The sequence below is a fragment of the Amycolatopsis sp. cmx-4-61 genome (assembly GCF_046548775.1).
Taxonomy (GTDB): Bacteria; Actinomycetota; Actinomycetes; order Mycobacteriales; family Pseudonocardiaceae; genus Amycolatopsis.
Genome location: NZ_JAEBEI010000006.1, coordinates 211,643 through 230,889, shown reverse-complemented (window position 1 = coordinate 230,889; position 19,247 = coordinate 211,643). Strand labels below are relative to the sequence as shown.

The 19,247-nt window shown below is 70.8% G+C and carries 18 protein-coding genes; 12 read left to right on the top strand and 6 right to left on the bottom strand.

The features are described from left to right. Positions 1–57 precede the first annotated feature (57 nt). The 6 genes from ACLJOU_RS20065 (at position 58) to ACLJOU_RS20040 (ending at position 7,990) form a co-directional block, all read left to right on the top strand. Entirely contained in the window at positions 58–1,893 is a 1,836-nt protein-coding gene (locus ACLJOU_RS20065; RefSeq protein WP_410569170.1) for a methylmalonyl-CoA mutase family protein, read from the top strand. Further along, complete coding sequence (gene scpA / locus ACLJOU_RS20060) at positions 1,890–4,058, top strand: methylmalonyl-CoA mutase (protein ID WP_410569169.1); 2,169 nt, start codon at positions 1,890–1,892, stop codon at positions 4,056–4,058. The genes ACLJOU_RS20065 and scpA overlap by 4 nt, the downstream gene beginning before the upstream one ends. 3 nt (positions 4,059–4,061) lie before the next feature. Next, positions 4,062–5,045 carry a methylmalonyl Co-A mutase-associated GTPase MeaB gene (gene meaB / locus ACLJOU_RS20055; protein ID WP_410569168.1) on the top strand — a complete coding sequence of 328 codons (984 nt, stop codon included), beginning with the start codon at positions 4,062–4,064 and terminating at the stop codon, positions 5,043–5,045. 49 nt (positions 5,046–5,094) lie between these two features. Beyond that, positions 5,095–5,406, top strand: a complete 312-nt coding sequence (locus tag ACLJOU_RS20050) for a hypothetical protein (RefSeq protein WP_410569167.1) — start codon at positions 5,095–5,097, stop codon at positions 5,404–5,406. A 196-nt stretch (positions 5,407–5,602) separates the two neighbouring features. Then, a complete protein-coding gene (locus ACLJOU_RS20045) occupies positions 5,603–6,904 on the top strand; it encodes an amidohydrolase (protein WP_410569166.1) in 1,302 nt (433 codons plus the stop codon). 243 nt (positions 6,905–7,147) lie between these two features. Further along, positions 7,148–7,990 carry a DUF559 domain-containing protein gene (locus ACLJOU_RS20040; RefSeq protein WP_410569328.1) on the top strand — a complete coding sequence of 281 codons (843 nt, stop codon included), beginning with the start codon at positions 7,148–7,150 and terminating at the stop codon, positions 7,988–7,990. Positions 7,991–8,113: 123 nt separating this feature from the next. On the opposite strand, the gene ACLJOU_RS20035 is transcribed toward ACLJOU_RS20040, so the two are convergent. Continuing rightward, complete coding sequence (locus ACLJOU_RS20035) at positions 8,114–8,566, bottom strand: gamma-glutamylcyclotransferase (protein ID WP_285988293.1); 453 nt, start codon at positions 8,564–8,566, stop codon at positions 8,114–8,116. A gap of 127 nt (positions 8,567–8,693) precedes the next feature. Here ACLJOU_RS20035 and ACLJOU_RS20030 point away from each other — a divergent pair, with 127 nt between their 5' ends. From ACLJOU_RS20030 to ACLJOU_RS20010, 5 genes are all read left to right on the top strand, one after another. Then, positions 8,694–10,094, top strand: coding sequence for an NAD(P)H-quinone dehydrogenase (locus ACLJOU_RS20030; RefSeq protein ID WP_410569165.1), 1,401 nt, complete (start codon positions 8,694–8,696; stop codon positions 10,092–10,094). A 71-nt stretch (positions 10,095–10,165) separates the two neighbouring features. Next, positions 10,166–10,621, top strand: coding sequence for a hypothetical protein (locus ACLJOU_RS20025; RefSeq protein WP_410569327.1), 456 nt, complete (start codon positions 10,166–10,168; stop codon positions 10,619–10,621). Between the two features lie 123 nt (positions 10,622–10,744). Then, positions 10,745–11,269, top strand: a complete 525-nt coding sequence (locus ACLJOU_RS20020; RefSeq protein WP_410569164.1) for a hypothetical protein — start codon at positions 10,745–10,747, stop codon at positions 11,267–11,269. Positions 11,270–11,332: 63 nt separating this feature from the next. After that, complete coding sequence (locus ACLJOU_RS20015; RefSeq protein ID WP_410569163.1) at positions 11,333–11,992, top strand: class F sortase; 660 nt, start codon at positions 11,333–11,335, stop codon at positions 11,990–11,992. Between the two features lie 82 nt (positions 11,993–12,074). Further along, positions 12,075–12,866, top strand: a complete 792-nt coding sequence (locus ACLJOU_RS20010; protein WP_410569162.1) for a VOC family protein — start codon at positions 12,075–12,077, stop codon at positions 12,864–12,866. 58 nt (positions 12,867–12,924) lie between these two features. Here ACLJOU_RS20010 and glpK read toward each other — a convergent pair whose 3' ends face one another. Both glpK and ACLJOU_RS20000 read right to left on the bottom strand, forming a co-directional pair. After that, positions 12,925–14,448: a glycerol kinase GlpK gene (glpK, locus tag ACLJOU_RS20005; protein ID WP_410569161.1), complete on the bottom strand. Its 1,524-nt coding sequence runs from the start codon at positions 14,446–14,448 to the stop codon at positions 12,925–12,927. A 31-nt stretch (positions 14,449–14,479) separates the two neighbouring features. Further along, the gene (locus ACLJOU_RS20000) at positions 14,480–15,229 is read right to left on the bottom strand and encodes an MIP/aquaporin family protein (protein ID WP_410569160.1); all 750 of its coding nucleotides are present in this window, start codon (positions 15,227–15,229) and stop codon (positions 14,480–14,482) included. 235 nt (positions 15,230–15,464) lie between these two features. On the opposite strand from ACLJOU_RS20000, the gene ACLJOU_RS19995 reads away from it, so the two are divergent. Continuing rightward, positions 15,465–17,198, top strand: a complete 1,734-nt coding sequence (locus ACLJOU_RS19995) for a glycerol-3-phosphate dehydrogenase/oxidase (protein WP_410569159.1) — start codon at positions 15,465–15,467, stop codon at positions 17,196–17,198. A 526-nt stretch (positions 17,199–17,724) separates the two neighbouring features. Here ACLJOU_RS19995 and ACLJOU_RS19990 read toward each other — a convergent pair. From ACLJOU_RS19990 to ACLJOU_RS19980, 3 genes are read right to left on the bottom strand one after another with little or no spacing between them, the layout of a single operon-like run. Further along, entirely contained in the window at positions 17,725–18,255 is a 531-nt protein-coding gene (locus ACLJOU_RS19990) for a GNAT family N-acetyltransferase (RefSeq protein ID WP_410569158.1), read from the bottom strand. A 32-nt stretch (positions 18,256–18,287) separates the two neighbouring features. Continuing rightward, a complete protein-coding gene (locus ACLJOU_RS19985; protein WP_410569157.1) occupies positions 18,288–18,677 on the bottom strand; it encodes a DUF1707 domain-containing protein in 390 nt (129 codons plus the stop codon). A 7-nt stretch (positions 18,678–18,684) separates the two neighbouring features. Continuing rightward, on the bottom strand, positions 18,685–19,218 hold the full coding sequence (locus ACLJOU_RS19980; protein ID WP_410569156.1) for a DUF1707 domain-containing protein: 534 nt from the start codon (positions 19,216–19,218) through the stop codon (positions 18,685–18,687). Positions 19,219–19,247 lie beyond the last annotated feature (29 nt).

Sequence of the window (19,247 nt, the reverse complement as noted above, 5' to 3'; positions counted from 1 at the left end):
CCCGGCGCGACCAGACTCACAGGTCGAGCGCGGCGAGTGCCTCTACCATCACAGGTTATGACTGAAGTGGCCGGTCCGGAGTCAGTGCCGATCTCCGAGCTCGACCTCGCGGCGGAGTTCCCCCAGGCGACGCGCGAGCAGTGGCAGGAGCTGGTCGCGGGCGTGCTCCGCAAGAGCGGGAAGCTGCCGGAGGACTTCGCGGGCGCCCCGGAGAGCAAGCTCGTCACGCGGACCTACGACGGGATCGAGATCCAGCCGCTGTACACGGCGGAGGACGTCCCCGGTGACATCGGCTTCCCCGGCCTGCCGCCGTACGTGCGCGGCGCGCGCCCGGACGGCCGGGTCGGCACCGGCTGGGACGTCCGGGCCCGGTTCACCGGCTCCGACGCGCGCGAGGTCAACAGGGCGATCCTGGCCGACCTCGAAGGCGGCGTGACGTCGATCTGGCTCTCGGTCCCGCCCGCGGCCCTGGCCGACGCGCTGAACGAGGTGTACCTCGACCTGGCGCCGGTCGTGCTGGACGCGGGCCCGTCCTACGAAGCTGCCGCTGCGGAGCTGCTGGCGCTGTTCGCCGAGCGCGAGATCCCGGCGAGCGAAGCGACGGCCGTGCTGGGCGCCGACCCGATCGGGCTGGCGGCCCGCACCGGCTCGCCCGCCGACCTCGGACCGGCTGCCGCGCTCGCCGCGCGTGTCGCCGGGAAGTACCCGAAGGTGCGCACGATCGTCGCCGACGGCCTGCCGTTCCACGAAGCGGGCGGGTCGGACGCGCAGGAGCTGGGCGCGCTCGTCGCGGCCGGCGTCACCTACCTGCGTTCGCTGACCGACGCCGGGCTCGACGTCGAAGCGGCGGCCGGGCAGCTGGAGTTCCGGCTGGCCGCGACCGCCGACCAGTTCTCCACCATCGCCAAGCTGCGCGCGGCGCGCCGCCTGTGGGCCCGCGTCGCCGAGGTCTGCGGCTTCACCTCGCCGATGCGCCAGCACGCCGTGACGTCGCCGGCCATGCTGACCCGGCGCGATCCCTGGGTGAACATGCTGCGCACGACGGTCGCCTGCTTCGGCGCGGGTGTGGGCGGCGCGGACGCGGTCACCGTGCTGCCGTTCGACGCCGCCATCGGCCGGCCCGACGCCTTCTCCGCGCGGATCGCCCGCAACACCCACGCCGTGCTGCTCGAGGAGTCCAAACTGGCCGGCGTGGCCGACCCGGCGGGCGGCTCCTGGTACGTCGAAAAGCTCACCGACGACCTGGCGCACGCGGCCTGGGCCGAGTTCACCGCCGTCGAGGGCGCGGGCGGGCTGGTCGCGGAGCTCGCCTCCGGCGCGCTGGCCGGGCGGCTCGCGTCGACGTGGGAGAAGCGTTCTGCGCGGATCGCGACGCGGCGCGACCCGCTCACGGGCGTCAGCGAGTTCCCGAACCTGGCCGAGAAACCCGTGGTCCGGGCGCCGCTGGAGTCCACTGTGGAAGGTGGGTTGCCGCGGCACCGGTACGCCGAAGGCTTCGAAGCGCTTCGGGACGCTTCGGACGCGTACCTGGCCGAGCACGGTTCGCGGCCGAAGATCTTCCTGGCCACCCTCGGCCCGGTCGCCGCGCACACCGCGCGGGCCGGGTTCGCCGCCAACCTGTTCCAGGCGGGCGGCATCGAAGCCGTGAACCCGGGCGCGACCGACGACCTGCCCGGCGCGTTCCGCGCTTCCGGCGCGAAGATCGCCTGCCTCTGCGGCACCGACGACGCCTACGCGGCCCACGCGGCCGACGTCGCCGGGTCCCTCGGAGCCGAGTACGTCCTGCTCGCGGGCAAGGGGTCCTACGACGGCGTCGACGGCACCATCTTCGCCGGCTGCGACGCTCTGGAAGTCCTCGACGGCCTGCACGCCAAGCTGGGAGTTGCGCGATGACCATCCCGAACTTCGCCGGTCTCGACCTCGGCACGCCCGCCCCCGCCGACCGCGAGACGTGGGCGCGCGCGGTGGAGAGCGCCACCGGCAAGGGCCCGGACGCCCTGGCCTGGGAGACGCCCGAGGGCATCGGCGTCAAACCCGTCTACACGGCCGCCGACCTGTCCGATGTGGACTTCCTGGACACGTACCCGGGCATCGCCCCCTTCCTGCGCGGGCCGTACCCGACGATGTACGTCAACCAGCCGTGGACCATCCGCCAGTACGCCGGGTTCTCCACCGCCGAGGAGTCCAACGCCTTCTACCGGCGCAACCTCGCGGCCGGCCAGAAGGGCCTCTCGGTCGCCTTCGACCTGGCCACCCACCGCGGCTACGACTCCGACCACCCGCGCGTGTCGGGCGACGTCGGCATGGCGGGCGTCGCGATCGACTCCATCTACGACATGCGCCAGCTCTTCGACGGCATCCCGCTGGACAGGATGTCGGTGTCCATGACCATGAACGGCGCGGTGCTGCCGGTGCTCGCGCTGTACGTCGTCGCGGCCGAGGAGCAGGGGGTGAAGCCGGAGCAGCTCGCGGGGACCATCCAGAACGACATCCTCAAGGAGTTCATGGTCCGCAACACCTACATCTACCCGCCGCAGCCGTCGATGCGGATCATCTCCGACATCTTCGCCTTCACTTCGCAGCACATGCCGAAGTACAACTCGATCTCCATCTCCGGCTACCACATGCAGGAAGCCGGCGCGACGGCCGACCTGGAGCTGGCGTACACGCTGGCCGACGGCGTCGAATACATCCGATCGGGTGTTGCCGCGGGACTGAGCGTCGACAAGTTCGCGCCGCGGCTGTCGTTCTTCTGGGCCATCGGCATGAACTTCTTCATGGAGGTCGCGAAGCTGCGCGCGGCGCGCCTGCTGTGGGCGAAGCTCGTGAAGGGCTTCGACCCGCAGTCGCCGAAGTCGCTTTCGCTGCGGACGCACTCCCAGACGTCGGGTTGGTCGCTGACCGCGCAGGACGTTTACAACAACGTCGTCCGGACCTGCGTCGAGGCGATGGCCGCGACCCAGGGCCACACGCAGTCGCTGCACACGAACGCGTTGGACGAGGCACTGGCGCTCCCGACGGACTTCTCCGCGCGGATCGCCCGCAACACGCAGCTGCTGCTGCAGCAGGAGTCCGGCACCACGCGCGTGATCGACCCGTGGGGCGGCAGCGCGTTCGTCGAGAAGCTGACCTACGACCTCGCGCGCAAGGCGTGGGGCCACATCAGCGAGGTCGAGCGGGCCGGCGGCATGGCCAAGGCGATCGACGCGGGCATCCCCAAGCTGCGCATCGAGGAGGCCGCCGCGCGCACCCAGGCGCGGATCGACTCCGGGCGGCAGCCGGTGATCGGCGTGAACAAGTACCAGGTCACCGACGACATCGACATCGACGTCCTCAAGGTCGACAACGCCGGCGTCCGCGCCCAGCAGCTGGAGAAGCTGCGGCGGCTGCGGTCCGAACGCGACTCGTCGGCGACGGAGGACGCGCTGCGGCGGCTCACCGAAGGCGCGCAGAACGGCGGCAACCTCCTGGAGCTGGCCATCGACGCGGCCCGCGCGAAGGCGACGGTCGGCGAGATCTCCGACGCGCTCGAGAAGATCTGGGGCCGCCACTCCGGGCAGATCCGGACGATCTCGGGGGTGTACCGCGAGGAGGTGGGGAAGACGCAGAACGTCGAGAAGGCCCGTCAGCTGGTCGACGAGTTCGCCGCGGAGGAGGGCCGCCGTCCCCGGATCCTCGTCGCGAAGATGGGCCAGGACGGCCACGACCGCGGCCAGAAGGTGATCGCCACCGGCTTCGCCGACCTGGGCTTCGACGTCGACGTCGGCCCGCTGTTCTCCACCCCGGCCGAGGTCGCGCGGCAGGCGATCGAAGCGGACGTGCACGTCGTCGGCGTCTCGTCGCTGGCCGCCGGGCACCTCTCGCTGGTGCCCGCGCTGCGGCACGAGCTCGCCGAGCTGGGCCGCGAGGACATCATGGTCGTGGTCGGCGGCGTCATCCCGCCGCAGGACTACCCGGCGCTGCGCGAGGCCGGGGCGGCCGCCATCTTCGGGCCCGGCACGGTGCTCGCGGACGCCGCCATCGACCTGCTCGGCCAGCTGTCGGCGCAGGAGTCCTGACCGTTGCCGCGCAAGATCGACGTCACCGCCTACGCCAAGGGCGTCCTGGCGGGCGACCGCGGGACGCTGTCGAAGGCGATCACGCTGGTCGAGTCGCAGCGCGACGACCACCGGGCGCTGGCGCAGGAGCTGCTGGTCGAGCTGCTGCCCGCGGCCGGCGGGGCGCAGCGCGTCGGCATCACCGGCGTCCCCGGTGTCGGCAAGTCGACATTCATCGACCAGCTGGGCACCGACCTGACCGCGGCGGGGCACCGGGTCGCCGTGCTGGCCGTCGACCCGTCGTCGACGCGGACCGGCGGGTCGATCCTCGGCGACAAGACGCGGATGGCGCGGCTGGCGGTCGACCCGCAGGCGTTCATCCGGCCGTCGCCGACCTCCGGGACCTTGGGCGGGGTCGCGCGGGCGACCCGCGAGACGATCGTGCTGATGGAAGCGGCCGGCTACGACATCGTGCTGGTCGAGACGGTCGGGGTCGGACAGTCCGAAGTGACCGTGGCGAACATGGTCGACTGCTTCCTCTTCCTGACGCTCGCCCGCACCGGCGACCAGCTCCAGGGCATCAAGAAGGGCGTGCTGGAGCTCGCCGACGTCATCGCCGTCAACAAGGCCGACGGTGACCACGAGCGGGACGCCAAGCGTGCGGCTCGTGAGCTGGCGGGCGCGCTGCGGATGATCTACGGGCCCGAGGCGTCGTGGACGCCGCCGGTGCTGACCTGCAGCGGCCTGCACAACCTGCGGCTCGACGAGGTCTGGGGCGCGATCGAGCAGCACCGCGACACGCTCACGGCGTCCGGCGAACTCGACGCCCGGCGGCGGCAGCAGCAGGTCGACTGGACCTGGGCGATGGTCCGCGAGCAGCTGCTGGGTCGGCTGGCGGCGCATCCGGACGTGCGAACGGTCGTTCCCGACGTCGAACGGGCGGTGCGGGACGGTGAACTGACGGCTACCCTCGGTGCTCAGCGGATCCTCGACGCGTTCAGTGGCTGACGCGCGGGCGGTCCGCGGGCAGAATGCCTGGTCGTGGCGAAGGGATGACATGGCGAAACTGCGGGGTCTGGTCCTGGTCGGCCTGCTGGGCGCGGTGCTGTTCACCGCCTCGCCGGCGCTGGCGCTCGCCGGGCCGGTGCGGCCGGCCGTCGTCACGGTGAGCGCGGCGCACGTTCCCGCCGGTCCGGTCCCGGCGCAGACCACGGTCGAGCCGGGCCCGGTCCTCGACCCGGCCCAGACGGACAAGGCGAACAGCGAAAAGACCAAGAACAAGCTGATCGCGGGCCTGCTCGCGGTCGTCCTGCTCGCCATCGTGATCTGGGGGCGCAAGATCCGTTCGAAGCGGGCCAAGGGGTCCTGAGGCCTTCGGCTTTGCCGAACTGAGCCCGCCGTTCAACGCAGATCCGGTACCGGCCGTCTCGGACGGCCGTTTTCGAGGGGCGGCTTGCCGCCTGCATGGTGCACGATCGTCTGCAAATGCGTACGACAGATCGATCGGCACGACGCGTGACCCCAGCCGCTGCGCGGGTTACCCGTGTTGCGGGAGGAGGTGCGGCGTGACGGTGTTGGATTCACGACCGGACGTTCCAGGCGACCCCCAAGGGCGCATCATCAACCCCATGGAGGGGTCCGAAGCGCTGATTTCCGACGCCGGCGTAAGCATGGCTCCCGTGGAGGACCTTGGTGCGGGCCGCGGCCCGTTCTGGCTGGACGACTGGCTGCGCGCCAACGCCACCGACGTGCTGGCCTGGCGGCGGCACATCCACGCGCACCCGGAGCTGTCACGGCACGAGTTCGCGACCACGGAACTGGTCGTCACGCTGCTGCGTTCGGTCGGGCTCAAGCCGTGGGTGCTGCCGGGCGGCACCGGCGTGGTGTGCGACATCGGCACCGGTGAGCGGTGCGTGGCGCTGCGTGCGGACATGGACGCGCTGCCGCTGACGGAGGCGACCGGGCTGCCGTACGCGTCGACGATCGAGGGCGCGGCGCACATGTGCGGCCACGACGCCCACACGGCGATCCTGCTCGGCGCGGCCCGCGCGCTGGCCGGCGCGCCGGAGCTGCCCGGCCGCGTGCGGCTGATCTTCCAGCCCGCCGAGGAGGTCATGCCCGGCGGCGCGCTGGACATGATCGCGGCGGGCGCGCTGGAGGGCGTCGAGCGCATCTACGGCCTGCACGTGGACCCGCGCCTCGAGGTGGGCTCGGTCGGGATGCGCGTCGGCGCGCTGACGTCGGCCGCGGACCTGATCGAGCTGCGCCTGACGTCCCCGGGCGGCCACACGTCCCGCCCTCACCTGACGGCCGACCTGGTGCACGCGCTGGGCACGGTGATCACGTCCCTGCCGGCGGTGCTCTCCCGCCGCGTCGACCCTCGTTCCGGCACGATCCTGGTCTGGGGAGCCGTCCACGCGGGCCAGGCGGCCAACGCGGTGCCCCAGGACGGCGTCCTGCGCGGCACGCTGCGGACGGCCGACCACGAGGTCTGGACGGCCCTGGAGCCCCTGGTGGCGGCTTCGGTGGAGTCCCTGCTGGCTCCGACCGGCGTCGGCTTCTCGCTGGACTACCGCCGCGGCGTCCCGCCGGTGGTCTCGGACCCGGAGTCGACGGCCCTGATGCGCGCCGGCGTCGAGGCCGCGTTGGGCGAGGGCGCGGTGGCCCAGACGGAGCAGTCCTCCGGCGGCGAGGACTTCGGCTGGTACCTGGAACACGTCCAGGGAGCGTTCGCCCGCCTCGGCGTCTGGCCCGGCCCCCCGGCCCCCCAGTCGGACATCCACCGCCCCACGTTCCTCCTGGACGAGCGCGCCCTCCTCTGCGGAGTCCGAACCCTGGTCCACACCGCCCTGACCACCCTCGCCTAACTCGTGTCGACCCTCCAGTCACGCGTGTCGACCTTCTGATCACGCGTGTCGACCCCTCAATCACGCGTGTCGACTGCTCCTTCACGGAGCGAGTTGTGCACAAGTTATCCACAGGCAGGTAGTTGTCCACAGAATGAGGGTTGAGGCCCTTCCGGGACCGGCCGATCGGGCCTCATCCTCGATCTTGTGAACCAGTGGGCAAGGCGACACGGAGTGCTCTCGCGCGGCGAAGCCGATCGAATCCTGGGGCGACGCAAAGTCCTCGAAGGCCTCGAACGGGGGGTGCTCTCCCAGCCGTGGAGAGGCGTCGTCGTGCACGCTGCCGACTTGCTGAAGCTGCCGACGAGAGCCGCGGCCGCTCTGCTCGCTGTCGGTCCTCCTGCCGCGTTGGCTGGCGTCACTTCCCTTGCGCTGCATGGGATTTCCGCAGCCGACGAGCGCGAGATCCACGTGACGGTGCCCTATTCGAGGCGTATCCGATCGCGTGCCGGCCTGGTCGTGCACCAAGGCGGCTTCCGTGATCACGACGTCATCGAAATCGATGGTCTCGCGACGTTCCTGCTCGACCGGGCACTGGCCGACTTCCTCTGTGACGGCGACAAGCGAGCGGCCTTTTCGGCTGTCGACGAAGCCATGCGAGGGCTGCCGACGGACCACCGCGCGAAGCTTCGCGAGAACGTCCGCGATCGTCTTTCGGATCGCCGGGACCGACGAGGTATCCACAGGGCTCTGATGCTCTTGGACCTCGCCACGGGCAAGGCGGAATCACCTCCCGAGAGCGTGCTCCGGCTGATCGTCGTCGAAGCCGGTTTTCCGGTGCCGGACCCGCAGCACCAGATCATGACCATCGACGGCCGCAAGCTCTACGTGTTCGACATGGCCTGGCCGAACAGGCAGATTGCGCTCGAGTACGACGGGTTCGCCGCCCACGAGGACCGGCGCGAGTACGACCTCGAGCGCGATCAGCGTATGGCCGCCCGCGGCTGGATCACCGTTCGAGCCACCGCAGCCGATCTCCGGGACCCGAGCCGCCTGCTGACCGAGTTGCGGCAGGCCTTCGACCGGCGATCCGGCCGAGCCGCATGATCAGAGGGTCGACACGCGTGATTGAACGGTCGACGCGCGTGATTGAACGGTCGACACGCGTGATTGAAGGGTCGACACGCGTGATTGAGAGGTCGACACGCGTGATTGGGAGGTCGACACGAGTCAGCCGGTGATGCCGGAGCAGGGGCGGGTTCTGAGGTCGTCGACGTAGTCGGCAGGGGCGCCGGCCGCCTCGGCGGCGTCCGCCAGGACGCCCAGGTAGCGGGCCGACGGGAGGCCGCCTTCGTAGGCGTCCAGGACGTACAGCCAGGCCAGGACCGAGCCGTCCATCGTCTGGACGCGGAGGCGGATCTTCGAGTGGATGCCCAGCTCGCCGCCTTCCCAGCGGTCCAGCCCGGTCTCGTCCAGCGGGGTCACGTCGTACAACACGACGAACACCCGTGACCCGGGGTCCTCCACGATCGTGGCCAGGGCACCTTCCCACCCCAGGTCCTCGCCGCCGAAGGTCAGGCGCCACCCCTCCAGCCAGCCGCTGCCGGCCATCGGAGAGTGCGGCGCGCGCTCCAGCATCTGGGCGGGCTCCATGTTCGATCCGTACGCGGCATACAACGGCACGCCGACAGCGTAGCGACACCTTCCTCACCCGAGTGGACGCACTCGCCGTGTTCGCCCACTTCAGTGTCCGGTCACCTTCGCCGCGTACGGTGAGAGCACCGCACGAACAGCCCAGAGGAGGACCCAGGTGACCAGGATCGTGATCATGGGCGGGGGCCCGGCCGGCTACGAGGCCGCGCTGGTCGCGGCCCAGCACGGAGCCGACGTCACGATCGTCGAGCGGGACGGCCTGGGCGGGGCCTGCGTCCTCTACGACTGCGTCCCCTCGAAGACGTTCATCGCGAGCTCCGGCGCCCTGGCGAAGATGCACGACCTCGGCGAACTCGGCATCAACACCGACATGGCCGACACCAGCATCGACCTCCCGACCGTCCACGGCCGGGTGAAGGGGCTCGCGCTCGCCCAGTCCGCCGACATCCGCGCCCGCGTCCAGCGCGAAGGCGTCCGCGTCATCGCCGGCGAGGCCCGCTTCTGCGACGAAGAGCCCGGCCTGGCGACCCACAAGGTCGCCGTCACGACGAAGGACGGCACCGAGAAGCTGCCCGCCGACGTCGTCCTCATCGCCACCGGCGCCACCCCGCGCGTGCTGCCCGGCGCGGTGCCCGACGGCGAGCGCATCCTCGACTGGCGCCAGCTCTACGAGCTCCAGGAGCTCCCCGAACACCTCGCCGTGATCGGCTCGGGCGTCACCGGCGCCGAGTTCGCCTCCGCCTACACCGAGATGGGCGTCAAGGTCACCGTCGTCTCCAGCCGTGACCGCGTCCTCCCGCACGAAGACGCCGACGCCGCCGCGGTGCTCGAAGAGGTCTTCTCCCAGCGCGGGACGACCGTCGCCAAGCAGGCGCGCGCCGACCGCGTCGAGCGCACCGAAAAGGGCGTCGAGATCCACCTCGCCGACGGCCGCGTGATCGAAGCCAGCCACGCGCTGATGACCGTCGGGTCGGTCCCGAACACGAAGGACATCGGCCTCGACAAGGTCGGCATCGAGCTCGGCCCCGGCGGGTTCATCACCGTCGACCGCGTTTCGCGCACCTCCGTTCCCGGGATCTACGCCGCCGGCGACTGCACCGGCGTGCTCATGCTGGCCTCGGTGGCGAGCATGCAGGGCCGCATCGCGATGTGGCACGCGCTGGGCGAGGGCGTCGCGCCGATCAAGCTCAAGACGGTCGCCGCCAACGTCTTCACCCACCCGGAGATCGCCACCGTCGGCATCAGCCAGCAGGCGATCGACTCCGGCGAGGTGCCCGCGCGCACCATCATGCTGCCCCTGGCCACGAACGCGCGCGCGAAGATGGAGGGCCTCCGCCGAGGCTTCGTGAAGCTGTTCTGCCGCCCCGCCACCGGCGTGGTCGTCGGTGGAGTCGTCGTGGCGCCGCAGGCGAGCGAGCTCATCCTTCCCATCGCGCTCGCCGTCCAGAACCAGCTCACAGTGGACCACCTGGCACTGACATTTTCGGTTTACCCGTCGCTGTCGGGCTCGATCACGGAGGCCGGGCGCCAGCTCATGCGCCACGACGATCTCGACTGATCCCGTACGCAACCCGTCGCGCCCCGTCGCGTCTTGTCGGTGGTAAGGCTGAAGGACGCGAAGGGGTGAAGGTGCGCAAGACGGTGTTTTTCGTTGCGGCAGCGGTGTTCGGGGCGACGGTGCTGACGGGACCGGCGATGGCGCAGAGCACCACCCCGAGCCCGGCGCCGAAGGCTCCCGCGGGCAAGGTCCAGCTCAACGTGAACACCGCGATCAACCAGACGCTGGTGGACAAGTACGTCCGCGACGCGCCGAACGTCGCGCTCGCGAAGTGCGAAGGCCCTTCGCCGGCGTTCTCGTCGCCCGTGCTCACCTTCGCCAACTACACCCCCGGCCCGTTCATGGGCGCCGAAGCGAACATCAGCGCCGACGCCGAACTGAAGCCCGGCACCGCGGCGGGCACGTACCCGCTGACCGTGACGTGTGGCGGCCAGACCTACACCACGCAGTTCACGGTGCCCGCCGCCCAGGTCGCGAAGGTGCCGTCCGGCGCCGCGAAGGCCGGCGACGGCAGCATGGCGGGCTGATTCCCCGAAACGTTCACGACCACCCCGCGAGCCACGCTCCGGGGTGGTTTTTTCGTGTCCAGGGGCAACCTCGCCGCAGGTAGGGCGTCTTTCCCGGCAGAACTCCCGGGGGAGGGAAAAGGGATGGAAATGAAAAAGGCGCTGGCCGTCGCCGCCGTTTCGGGTGGCTTGCTGCTCTCGGCTCCGGCCGCTTTCGCCGCCACGCCGGCCGGGCACGCGGGGAACCCGAAGGCCTACCTGCGTGTCATGCCGACCGCGGCCCGCCCGGGTGCGACGGTGCAGATCCGGCTCGGCTGCGACGCCGCGAGCACGCGCGACCCGGCGTCCCCGGTCCTCGAGGTCGGTGCGCTCCGACGTGTCGGCCCGCAGGACGACCCGGCCAAGGCGCCCGCCGCGGCCGCGTCGGCGACCGTCCGGCCCGCGAAGCCGGGCGTCTACCAGGTCTCGTTCTCCTGCGGCGGCGCGGAACTGACCGCGAAGTTCACCGTCCTGGGTGACCACCGTCAGGTGGCGAAGGTACCGTCGGGGGCGCCGCAGACCGGTGGTGGCCCGGTCGGCGACGACCCGCTCGCCGCGGCGGGCGCCATGGGCGTGCTGGCGGTCGGCGGCGGCGGTCTCGTGCTGGCCCGGCGGTCCTGGCGGCGCTGACCGCGACCCGGCTCAACCGTCCGGGCCACCCGGACGTGTGACCGTCGAGGGACGGGGGAGAGCATGAGCACGAGGACCACGGGCGGCAGGCGGGGCTTCCTGATCGCACTCGTCGTGGCCCTGCTGGCCGCGCTGGTGGTGCTGGTCCTGACCCTCGCCGACGGCAGCGGCCCGGACACTGCCCGACCAGCGCCCACCCAAGCCACCCAGCCCGTCGCCGCGGCCCCGGTGCCCCAGGCGCGCAGCCAGGACGCCGTCGCGGCGCTGCCCAGGTCCGAGCCCGTTTCGATCGACATCCCGAAGCTCGGCGCCCACTCGTCGCTGATCCCGCTGGGACTCAACCCGGACAACACCATCGAGGTCCCGCCGGTGACCACGCCCCTGCAGGCCGGCTGGTACACCTACGCGCCGACGCCGGGCGAAACCGGGCCGGCCGTCGTGCTCGGGCACGTCGACGGCAACCACCAGAAGGGAATTTTCTTCCGGCTCAAGGAGCTGGCCGCCGGCGACCGCGTCTCGATCGCCCGCCAGGACGGCACGACGGCCGTGTTCGAAGTGACGAAGGTGCACCAGGTGCCGAAGAAGGACTTCGAGGCCGAAGGCGTCTACGACGACACGGCCGGTCCCGAGCTGCGGCTGATCACCTGCGGCGGCGTGTTCGACCGGAGCGCGCACAACTACGTCGACAACATCGTCGTCTACGCCCGGCTGGTCCAGGCCTGATTTTCCATTTTTGTCGGTGCCCGGTGCCACACTGTGCCGGTCGTCACCAGAGGCGGCGCAGACGAGGGTTGGGAGAGTCGACATGGTGTTCCGGGACGAAAGATGGCCCGAAGGTACGCCCGGCTGGGTGGACCTGATGGTGCCCGATCAGGCGAAGGCGGTCGCCTTCTACGGCGGCCTGTTCGGCTGGAACGTGCAGCGGGGCGGTGAGGACACCGGCTTCTACGGCATGGCGGAGCTGCGGGGACGCCCGGTCGCCGGCATCGGGCGGACGCCACCGGGCCAGGACATCCCGGCGTTCTGGACGACGTACCTCGCGGTGTCCGATGTGGACCGCACGGCCGCGGCGATCACCGAGGCGGGCGGGCGGATCGTCATGCCGGTGATGGAGGTGCTGAAGGAAGGCCGGATGGCCGTCGCGGCGGATCCGGCGGGCGCGGTCTTCGGCCTGTGGGAGGCCGGCCACCACATCGGCACGCAGGTCACCGCGGCCCCGGGCACCGTGGCCTGGAACGAGTGCCTGAGCCGTGACTACGCGGCGGCGAAGGCGTTCTACGAGGAGGTCTTCGGCTACGGCTTCCAGGACATCTCCGGCGACAGCTTCACGTACGCGGTCCTGCTGCTCGACGGGCGTCCGGTCGGCGGCCTCGGCGCGGCGGCGCCCGAGGTGCCGTCGCACTGGTCGGCGTACTTCTGGGTGGCGGACGTCGACGCGAGCGCGGCCCGGGTCGCCGAGCTCGGCGGCACGGTCGAGGGGAAACCGTTCGACTCGCCGTACGGGCGGCAACTGCGCGTCACCGACGACCAGGGCGTGCCGTTCATGCTCATCGCGCCGAACGAGCAGTCGGGCGAGCCGGAGGGCTGGGAAGGGTGACCCGGGCGGGCCGGGAGCGCCACCAGGCGGCACCCCCGGCCCCGGCCGGTCAGTCCTCTCAGTCTTCTGAGTCTTCTTCGGAGACCCAGTCGAAGGTCTTCGTGACGGCCTTCTTCCAGTTGCGGTACTCGCGCTCGCGGCGGGCGTCGTCCATCGACGGGTCCCACTGCTTGTCCTGGGCCCAGTTGGTGCGGATGTCGTCCTCGGACTTCCAGAACCCGACGGCGAGGCCGGCGGCGTACGCGGCACCCAGCGCGGTGGTCTCGTTGACCACCGGGCGGATCACCGGCACGCCGAGGATGTCGGCCTGGAACTGCATGAGCAGTTCGTTGACGACCATGCCGCCGTCCACCTTGAGCGACTTCAGCGGAACTCCGGAGTCGGCGTTCATCGCGTCGATGACCTCGCGCGACTGGAAGGCGGTCGCCTCCAGCACCGCGCGGGCGAGGTGGCCCTTGTTGACGAACCGGGTGAGCCCGACGATCGCGCCGCGAGCGTCGGACCGCCAGTAAGGAGCGAACAGACCCGAGAACGCCGGGACGAAGTACGCGCCGCCGTTGTCCTCGACGCTGCGCGCGTGCTCCTCGATCTCGGCCGCGGTCGTGATCATGCCGAGGTTGTCGCGCAGCCACTGCACCAGCGAACCGGTGACGGCGATGGAGCCTTCCAGCGCGTAGACCGTGTCGTTCGAGCCGATCTTGTAGCAGACCGTGGTGAGCAGCCCGTTCTGCGACATCACCTTCTCGGTGCCGGTGTTGAGCAGCATGAAGTTGCCGGTGCCGTAGGTGTTCTTGGCCTCGCCGGGCGAGAGGCAGGCCTGGCCGAACGTCGCGGCCTGCTGGTCGCCCAGGATGCCCGCGATCGGGACGCCGGCCAGCGCGCCCTTCTCGCGGACCTTGCCGTACTCCTCGGACGAGGAGCGGATCTCCGGCAGCATCGAAAGGGGGATGCCCATCTCGCCGGCGATCTCGGCGTCCCACTGCAGGGTGTCGAGGTCCATCAGCATGGTGCGGGAGGCGTTGGTCGGGTCGGTGACGTGCACGCCGCCGTCGGCCCCGCCGGTCATGTTCCACAGCACCCAGGTGTCCATGTTGCCGAAGATCAGGTCACCGGCTTCGGCCTTCTCGCGTGCGCCCTCGACGTTGTCGAGGATCCACTTGACCTTGGGGCCGGAGAAGTAGGTCGCGAGCGGGAGGCCGACCTTGTCGCGGTAGCGCTCCTGCCCGCCGCCGAGGTTGCCGAGTTCGGTGACGATCCGGTCGGTGCGGGTGTCCTGCCAGACGATCGCGTTGTACACCGGCTTGCCGGTCGTCTTGTCCCAGACCAGCGCGGTCTCGCGCTGGTTGGTGATGCCGACGGCGACGATGTCCTTCGCGGTGAGGTCGGCCTTGGCCAGTGCACCCGCGGCGACCCGGCGCGTGTTCTCCCAGATCTCTTCGGCGTTGTGCTCGACCCAGCCGGCGCGGGGGAAGATCTGCTCGTGCTCGCGCTGGTCGACCGAGACGACGCGGCCTTCGTGGTTGAAGATCATGCACCGGGTGGAGGTGGTGCCCTGGTCGATCGCGGCTACGTACGAAGTCATGTGTGCTCCCGGAAATCCGTCGATCGGGCGATCAGGTCAGGTTGTGGACGACGAGGTACAGCAGGGCGGCGAGGGCACCGCCGACGAGTGGGCCGACGACGGGGATCCACGAATAGCCCCAGTTGGCGTTGGCCTTGTTGCGGATCGGCATCAGGAACGCGTACGCGATCCGGGGGCCGAGGTCACGCGCCGGGTTGATGGCGTACCCCGTCGGGCCACCGAGTGAGGTGCCGATCACGAGGACGACGAACGAGACGCCCGCGTAGCCCAGCGCGGCGTTGCCGAAGTTCGGCGTCCCGCCGTCACCGGCGGCGTAGGTCGGGCTGAGCAGGATCCACGCGACCAGCACGAAGGTGCCGATGACCTCGGTGACGAGGTTCCACGCGATGTTCGGGATCTGCGGGCCGGTGGAGAAGATGCCGAGGGTGTTCTCGGGCTCGGGGTGGTCGTCGAACTGCAGTTTGTAGGTGGCCCAGCAGAGCATGGCGCCGATGATCGCGCCGGCGAACTGGCCGATGAAGTAGAAGGGGACGTCGGCCCACGGGGTCTTGTCGGCGATGGCGAGGCCCAGCGTCACCGCCGGGTTGAGGTGCGCGCCGCTGGGCGCGGCGATGCTGGCGCCGGTGAAGACGGCGAACGCCCAGCCGAAGTTGATGAACAGCATGCCGCCGTTGTTGCCGTTGGTCTTCCGGAGGACGTGGTTCGCGACCACACCGTTGCCGAGCAGGATCAGGGCGGCCGTTCCCAATAGTTCCCAGACGATTATTGCCCCAGCACTCACCGCTGCACCTCCACACTGGACAATCTGCGCAGGGTCGATCACGGCGTGCCACGGCTCCGTTGCCGACCCACGTTCGCGCGACGTTACCGGGGCGTAGAAGCTACGTCCAAGCACCGGAGAGCCGAATCTTTTCAAGATCGCGGAGGGTTACGCCACAAGTGTCATCCGTGGACGGGCGGATGATCACCGGGTCGTGCGATGCTGGAAGCCTCGCCGGCACGAGGAGGAATGTCACGTGGCTCAGCACGCAGCGGAGACGAACCCGGCTCGACTGGGCCCGGTCAAGCGGGAAGAGACGTGGCAGCGGCTCGGCAAGGAGACGTTCGACCTCGTCGTCATCGGCGGCGGTGTGGTCGGGGCCGGCACGGCGCTGGACGCCGCGACGCGCGGTCTGCGGGTCGCGCTCGTCGAGGCCCGTGACCTCGCCTCCGGGACGTCCAGCCGGTCGAGCAAGCTGTTCCACGGCGGCCTGCGCTACCTCGAGCAGCTCGAATTCGGCCTGGTCCGGGAGGCGCTGCGCGAGCGCGAGCTGATGCTGACGACGATCGCGCCCCACCTGGTGAAGCCGGTCAGCTTCCTCTACCCGCTGACGCACCGCGTGTGGGAGCGGCCGTACACCGCGGCGGGCCTGCTGATGTACGACACGATGGGCGGCGCCCGCAGCGTCCCGGGGCAGAAGCACCTCACCCGCGCGGGTGCGCTGCGGATGGTGCCGGCGCTCAAGCGCTCGGCGCTTATCGGCGGCATCCGCTACTACGACGCGCAGTCCGACGACGCCCGCCACACGATGACGGTGGCGCGGACGGCGGCGCACTACGGCGCGGTCGTGCGGACGTCGACCCAGGTCGTCGGGTTCCTGCGCGAGGCCGACCGCGTGTCCGGCGTACGGGTGCGCGACGTCGAGGACGGCCGCGAAACGGAGATCTCGGCGGCCGCGGTGATCAACTGCACCGGCGTCTGGACCGACGAGCTGCAGCGGCTGTCCGGCGGCCGCGGCCGGTTCCGGGTGCGCGCGAGCAAGGGCGTGCACATCGTCGTCGCACGCGACCGGATCGTGTCGGAATCGGGGATGATCCTGCGCACCGAGAAGTCGGTGCTGTTCGTGATCCCGTGGCGCAACCACTGGATCGTCGGCACGACGGACACGGACTGGAACCTCGACCTGGCCCACCCGGCGGCGACGAAGCACGACATCGACTACATCCTCGAGCACGTCAACACGGTCCTGGCGACGCCGCTGACGCACGACGACATCGAAGGCGTGTACGCCGGCCTTCGCCCGCTGCTGGCGGGGGAGAGCGAAGAGACGTCGAAGCTCTCGCGCGAGCACGCGGTGGCGCGCGTGGCCCCGGGCCTGGTGGCGATCGCGGGCGGCAAGTACACGACGTACCGGGTGATGGCGGCGGACGCGGTCGACGCGGCGGCGGTGGACCTGCCCGGCCGTTCCCAGCCGTCGATCACGGACAAGGTCCCCCTGCTGGGCGCGGACGGCTACCACGCGCTGGTCAACCAGGCGGATCACCTGGCGGCCGAGCACGGCCTGCACCCGTACCGGGTGAGGCACCTTTTGGATCGCTACGGCTCCCTGGTCCACGAGGTCCTGGCGTCGGCGGAGGGCCGCCCGGAGCTGCTGAAGCCGATCGAGCACGCCCCGGACTACCTGGGCGTGGAGGTGGTGTACGCGGCTTCGCACGAGGGCGCGCTGCACCTGGAGGACGTCCTGGCCCGCCGGACGCGCATCTCGATCGAGTACGCGCACCGAGGGGTGGACTGCGCCGCGCAGGTGGCCACTCTGGTGGGTGAAGTTCTGGGTTGGTCACCCGAAACGGTGAAGCACGAGATCGAGGTCTACCGGGCCCGGGTGGAGGCGGAGCGCAAGTCCCAGTCCCAGCCGAGCGACGAAGCGGCGGACGCGCTGAGGTCAGCGGCCCCGGAGGCCCGGGCGGGCATCGTGGAGCCGGTGAGCTGAGCGGGTCCCGCGGGGTTGTCCACAGGGTGACCGACTTGTGGGCAACCGAACCGACCGGGCGGCTTCACCCGGGGTTTTGTCCGGAGGCGCCGATAGACTGGCCTCGGGGCCGCCCCCCTGGGAGTGGCGGGGGATGTTCTGGGCTTGGCGCGTCCCGGCGAGGTAAGCCGTGTGGCAAACGGTTCATTCGGGCGTGCCGGGAGACGCATTCGTCGGCAGCCGGGAAACCGCATGGTGCACCGCGAACACGCTGGGAAGCCGCGAGCGGTCACCGCGGTGTGGATGGGTTCCGCCGGTTCTCAGGTCGCACGACCGGATCGTGATCGCCGATCCGGTTCGGGCTTCACGGCCTGCCACCGGAAACCACGTTTCCGGGGATTCGACCGCATCGCGACGCTCAGGAGGTGGCTGTCGCGCGGTGACCCACCCGAAGACCAGCAAGCGGGTCGCCGAACCGCAGCTGGCTGGGCCCGGGCGGGCATCGTGGAGCCGGTGAGCTGAGCGGCCGACGGCGATCCGGTGGCGGTCAGGATGTTCGGTGCCACCGGATCAGGCGCTCGCCGGTCGCCGCTCGCTCCAGCTCCGGGCCCAGCAACGTGAACCCGCAGCGCTCCGCCACGATCGCCGATGCCGTGTTGCTCTCCTCGTACCGGTAGCTCACTTCCCGCAGGCCCAAGCCCCCGAAGCCGAACCGCAGGGCCGCGTTCAGGGCCGTCGTGGCGATTCCCTTGCCGCGCTCCGCCGGGTGGACCCAGATCGTCGCTTCGGCGTACGAGGCGTCCAGGTTCAGCTCGCGCAAGCCCACCTCGCCCAGCAACCTGCCCGACGTCGGCTCCGCTATCGCCCAGGAACAACGCTCGTCGCCTGCCCACTGGGCCGCTCGCAGGGCCACGTACTCCGTGGCCTCGTCCAGGGTCCGCAGGCGGTAGTTCAGCACGTACTTGCGGTGCGTCGGGTCCGCGAACGCCTCCATCAACAACGGGCGGTCGTCGATGTGGCGGTCGGCGCGCAGCTGGCGCAGGTAGTACGTGCCCGCGTTGATCTCCACCGGTTCCACTCCACCCAGCCTAGCCAGGCCGGGCGGGACGATCACGACCGGCGGCGGCGGGCTCCCGCGATCGCCGCCACCACCAGCGGCAACGCCACCGAAATGATCAGCAGCCTGCCGCGGGTCAGGATCAGCACCGCGATCGCCAGGACGATCGCGATCGGGACCGCGCCCGCGGTCAGGAACCGGACCAGGGCGCTGTCCTCGGCAGCCGACGGCACCGGCGCCGAAGCCCCGTTCAGCAGCGCGCTCGGGCGAGGTGACGGCAGGTCGTCGAACAGGGGAACCAGCTCGCTGACCCGCTTCGCCGCCGTCACCTTCGCCGACCGGGCGCCGTACTCGTCGATGTCCAGCCGGCCGGTGCGGACGTGCTCCTCCAGGACGTCCAGGGCGTCCTGGCGTTCGGCGTCGCTCAACCGCATGTCGCCCACCGCGGGATCAGCGGCCCAGCTCGCGCCGGTAGGAGTCACGCAGCTCGCGGCGGCGGTCCCGGTCGCGCAGGTGCCGGTCCCGGCGGGCGCGGTGGTCGTGGTTCGGGTTCCAGTCGTGGCCCCACATCGACTTGCCGAACACCGTCAGCCCGATCGGGACGAAGATGACCGGCCACAGGTGACCGCTGACGGCGGCGATCAGCGCGATCGCGGCGATCCACGTCAGCGGCACGATCGCGGCGAGGAACCGCTGCGCCGGCGACCAGCCGTCCGGTGTCCCCGACGGCTTCGGTGCCGCGGCAGCGGGTTCGGGCGCCGCGACGGTGCGGGGGATGTCCTCGTACTGGGGGTGCGGGGCCGGCAGGTCCGCGAAGATCTCGCTCAGCTCGCCACGCGTCTTGGCCGCGGTGATCCGGGCCGAGCGTTCGCCGTACTCGTCGATGTCGATCCGGCCCGCCGTCATGTGCTCACCGAGCGCGGACAGCGCGGACTCACGGTTCTGGTCGCTGATCCGCAGCTGCGGAGACGGGACTTCGGTCACGTAGTCGATGGTAGGCCGCCCCGGGGGCG

Excerpts from the sequence above, each read along its gene's own strand:
- ACLJOU_RS20020 (WP_410569164.1), top strand. The coding sequence starts at position 10,745 with ATGGAAATGAAAAAGGCGCTGGCCGTCGCCGCCGTTTCGGGTGGCTTG.
- ACLJOU_RS20065 (WP_410569170.1), top strand. The coding sequence starts at position 58 with ATGACTGAAGTGGCCGGTCCGGAGTCAGTGCCGATCTCCGAGCTCGAC.
- glpK (WP_410569161.1), bottom strand. The coding sequence starts at position 14,448 with ATGACTTCGTACGTAGCCGCGATCGACCAGGGCACCACCTCCACCCGG.
- scpA (WP_410569169.1), top strand. The coding sequence starts at position 1,890 with ATGACCATCCCGAACTTCGCCGGTCTCGACCTCGGCACGCCCGCCCCC.
- ACLJOU_RS20050 (WP_410569167.1), top strand. The coding sequence starts at position 5,095 with ATGGCGAAACTGCGGGGTCTGGTCCTGGTCGGCCTGCTGGGCGCGGTG.
- ACLJOU_RS20015 (WP_410569163.1), top strand. The coding sequence starts at position 11,333 with ATGAGCACGAGGACCACGGGCGGCAGGCGGGGCTTCCTGATCGCACTC.
- ACLJOU_RS20010 (WP_410569162.1), top strand. The coding sequence starts at position 12,075 with ATGGTGTTCCGGGACGAAAGATGGCCCGAAGGTACGCCCGGCTGGGTG.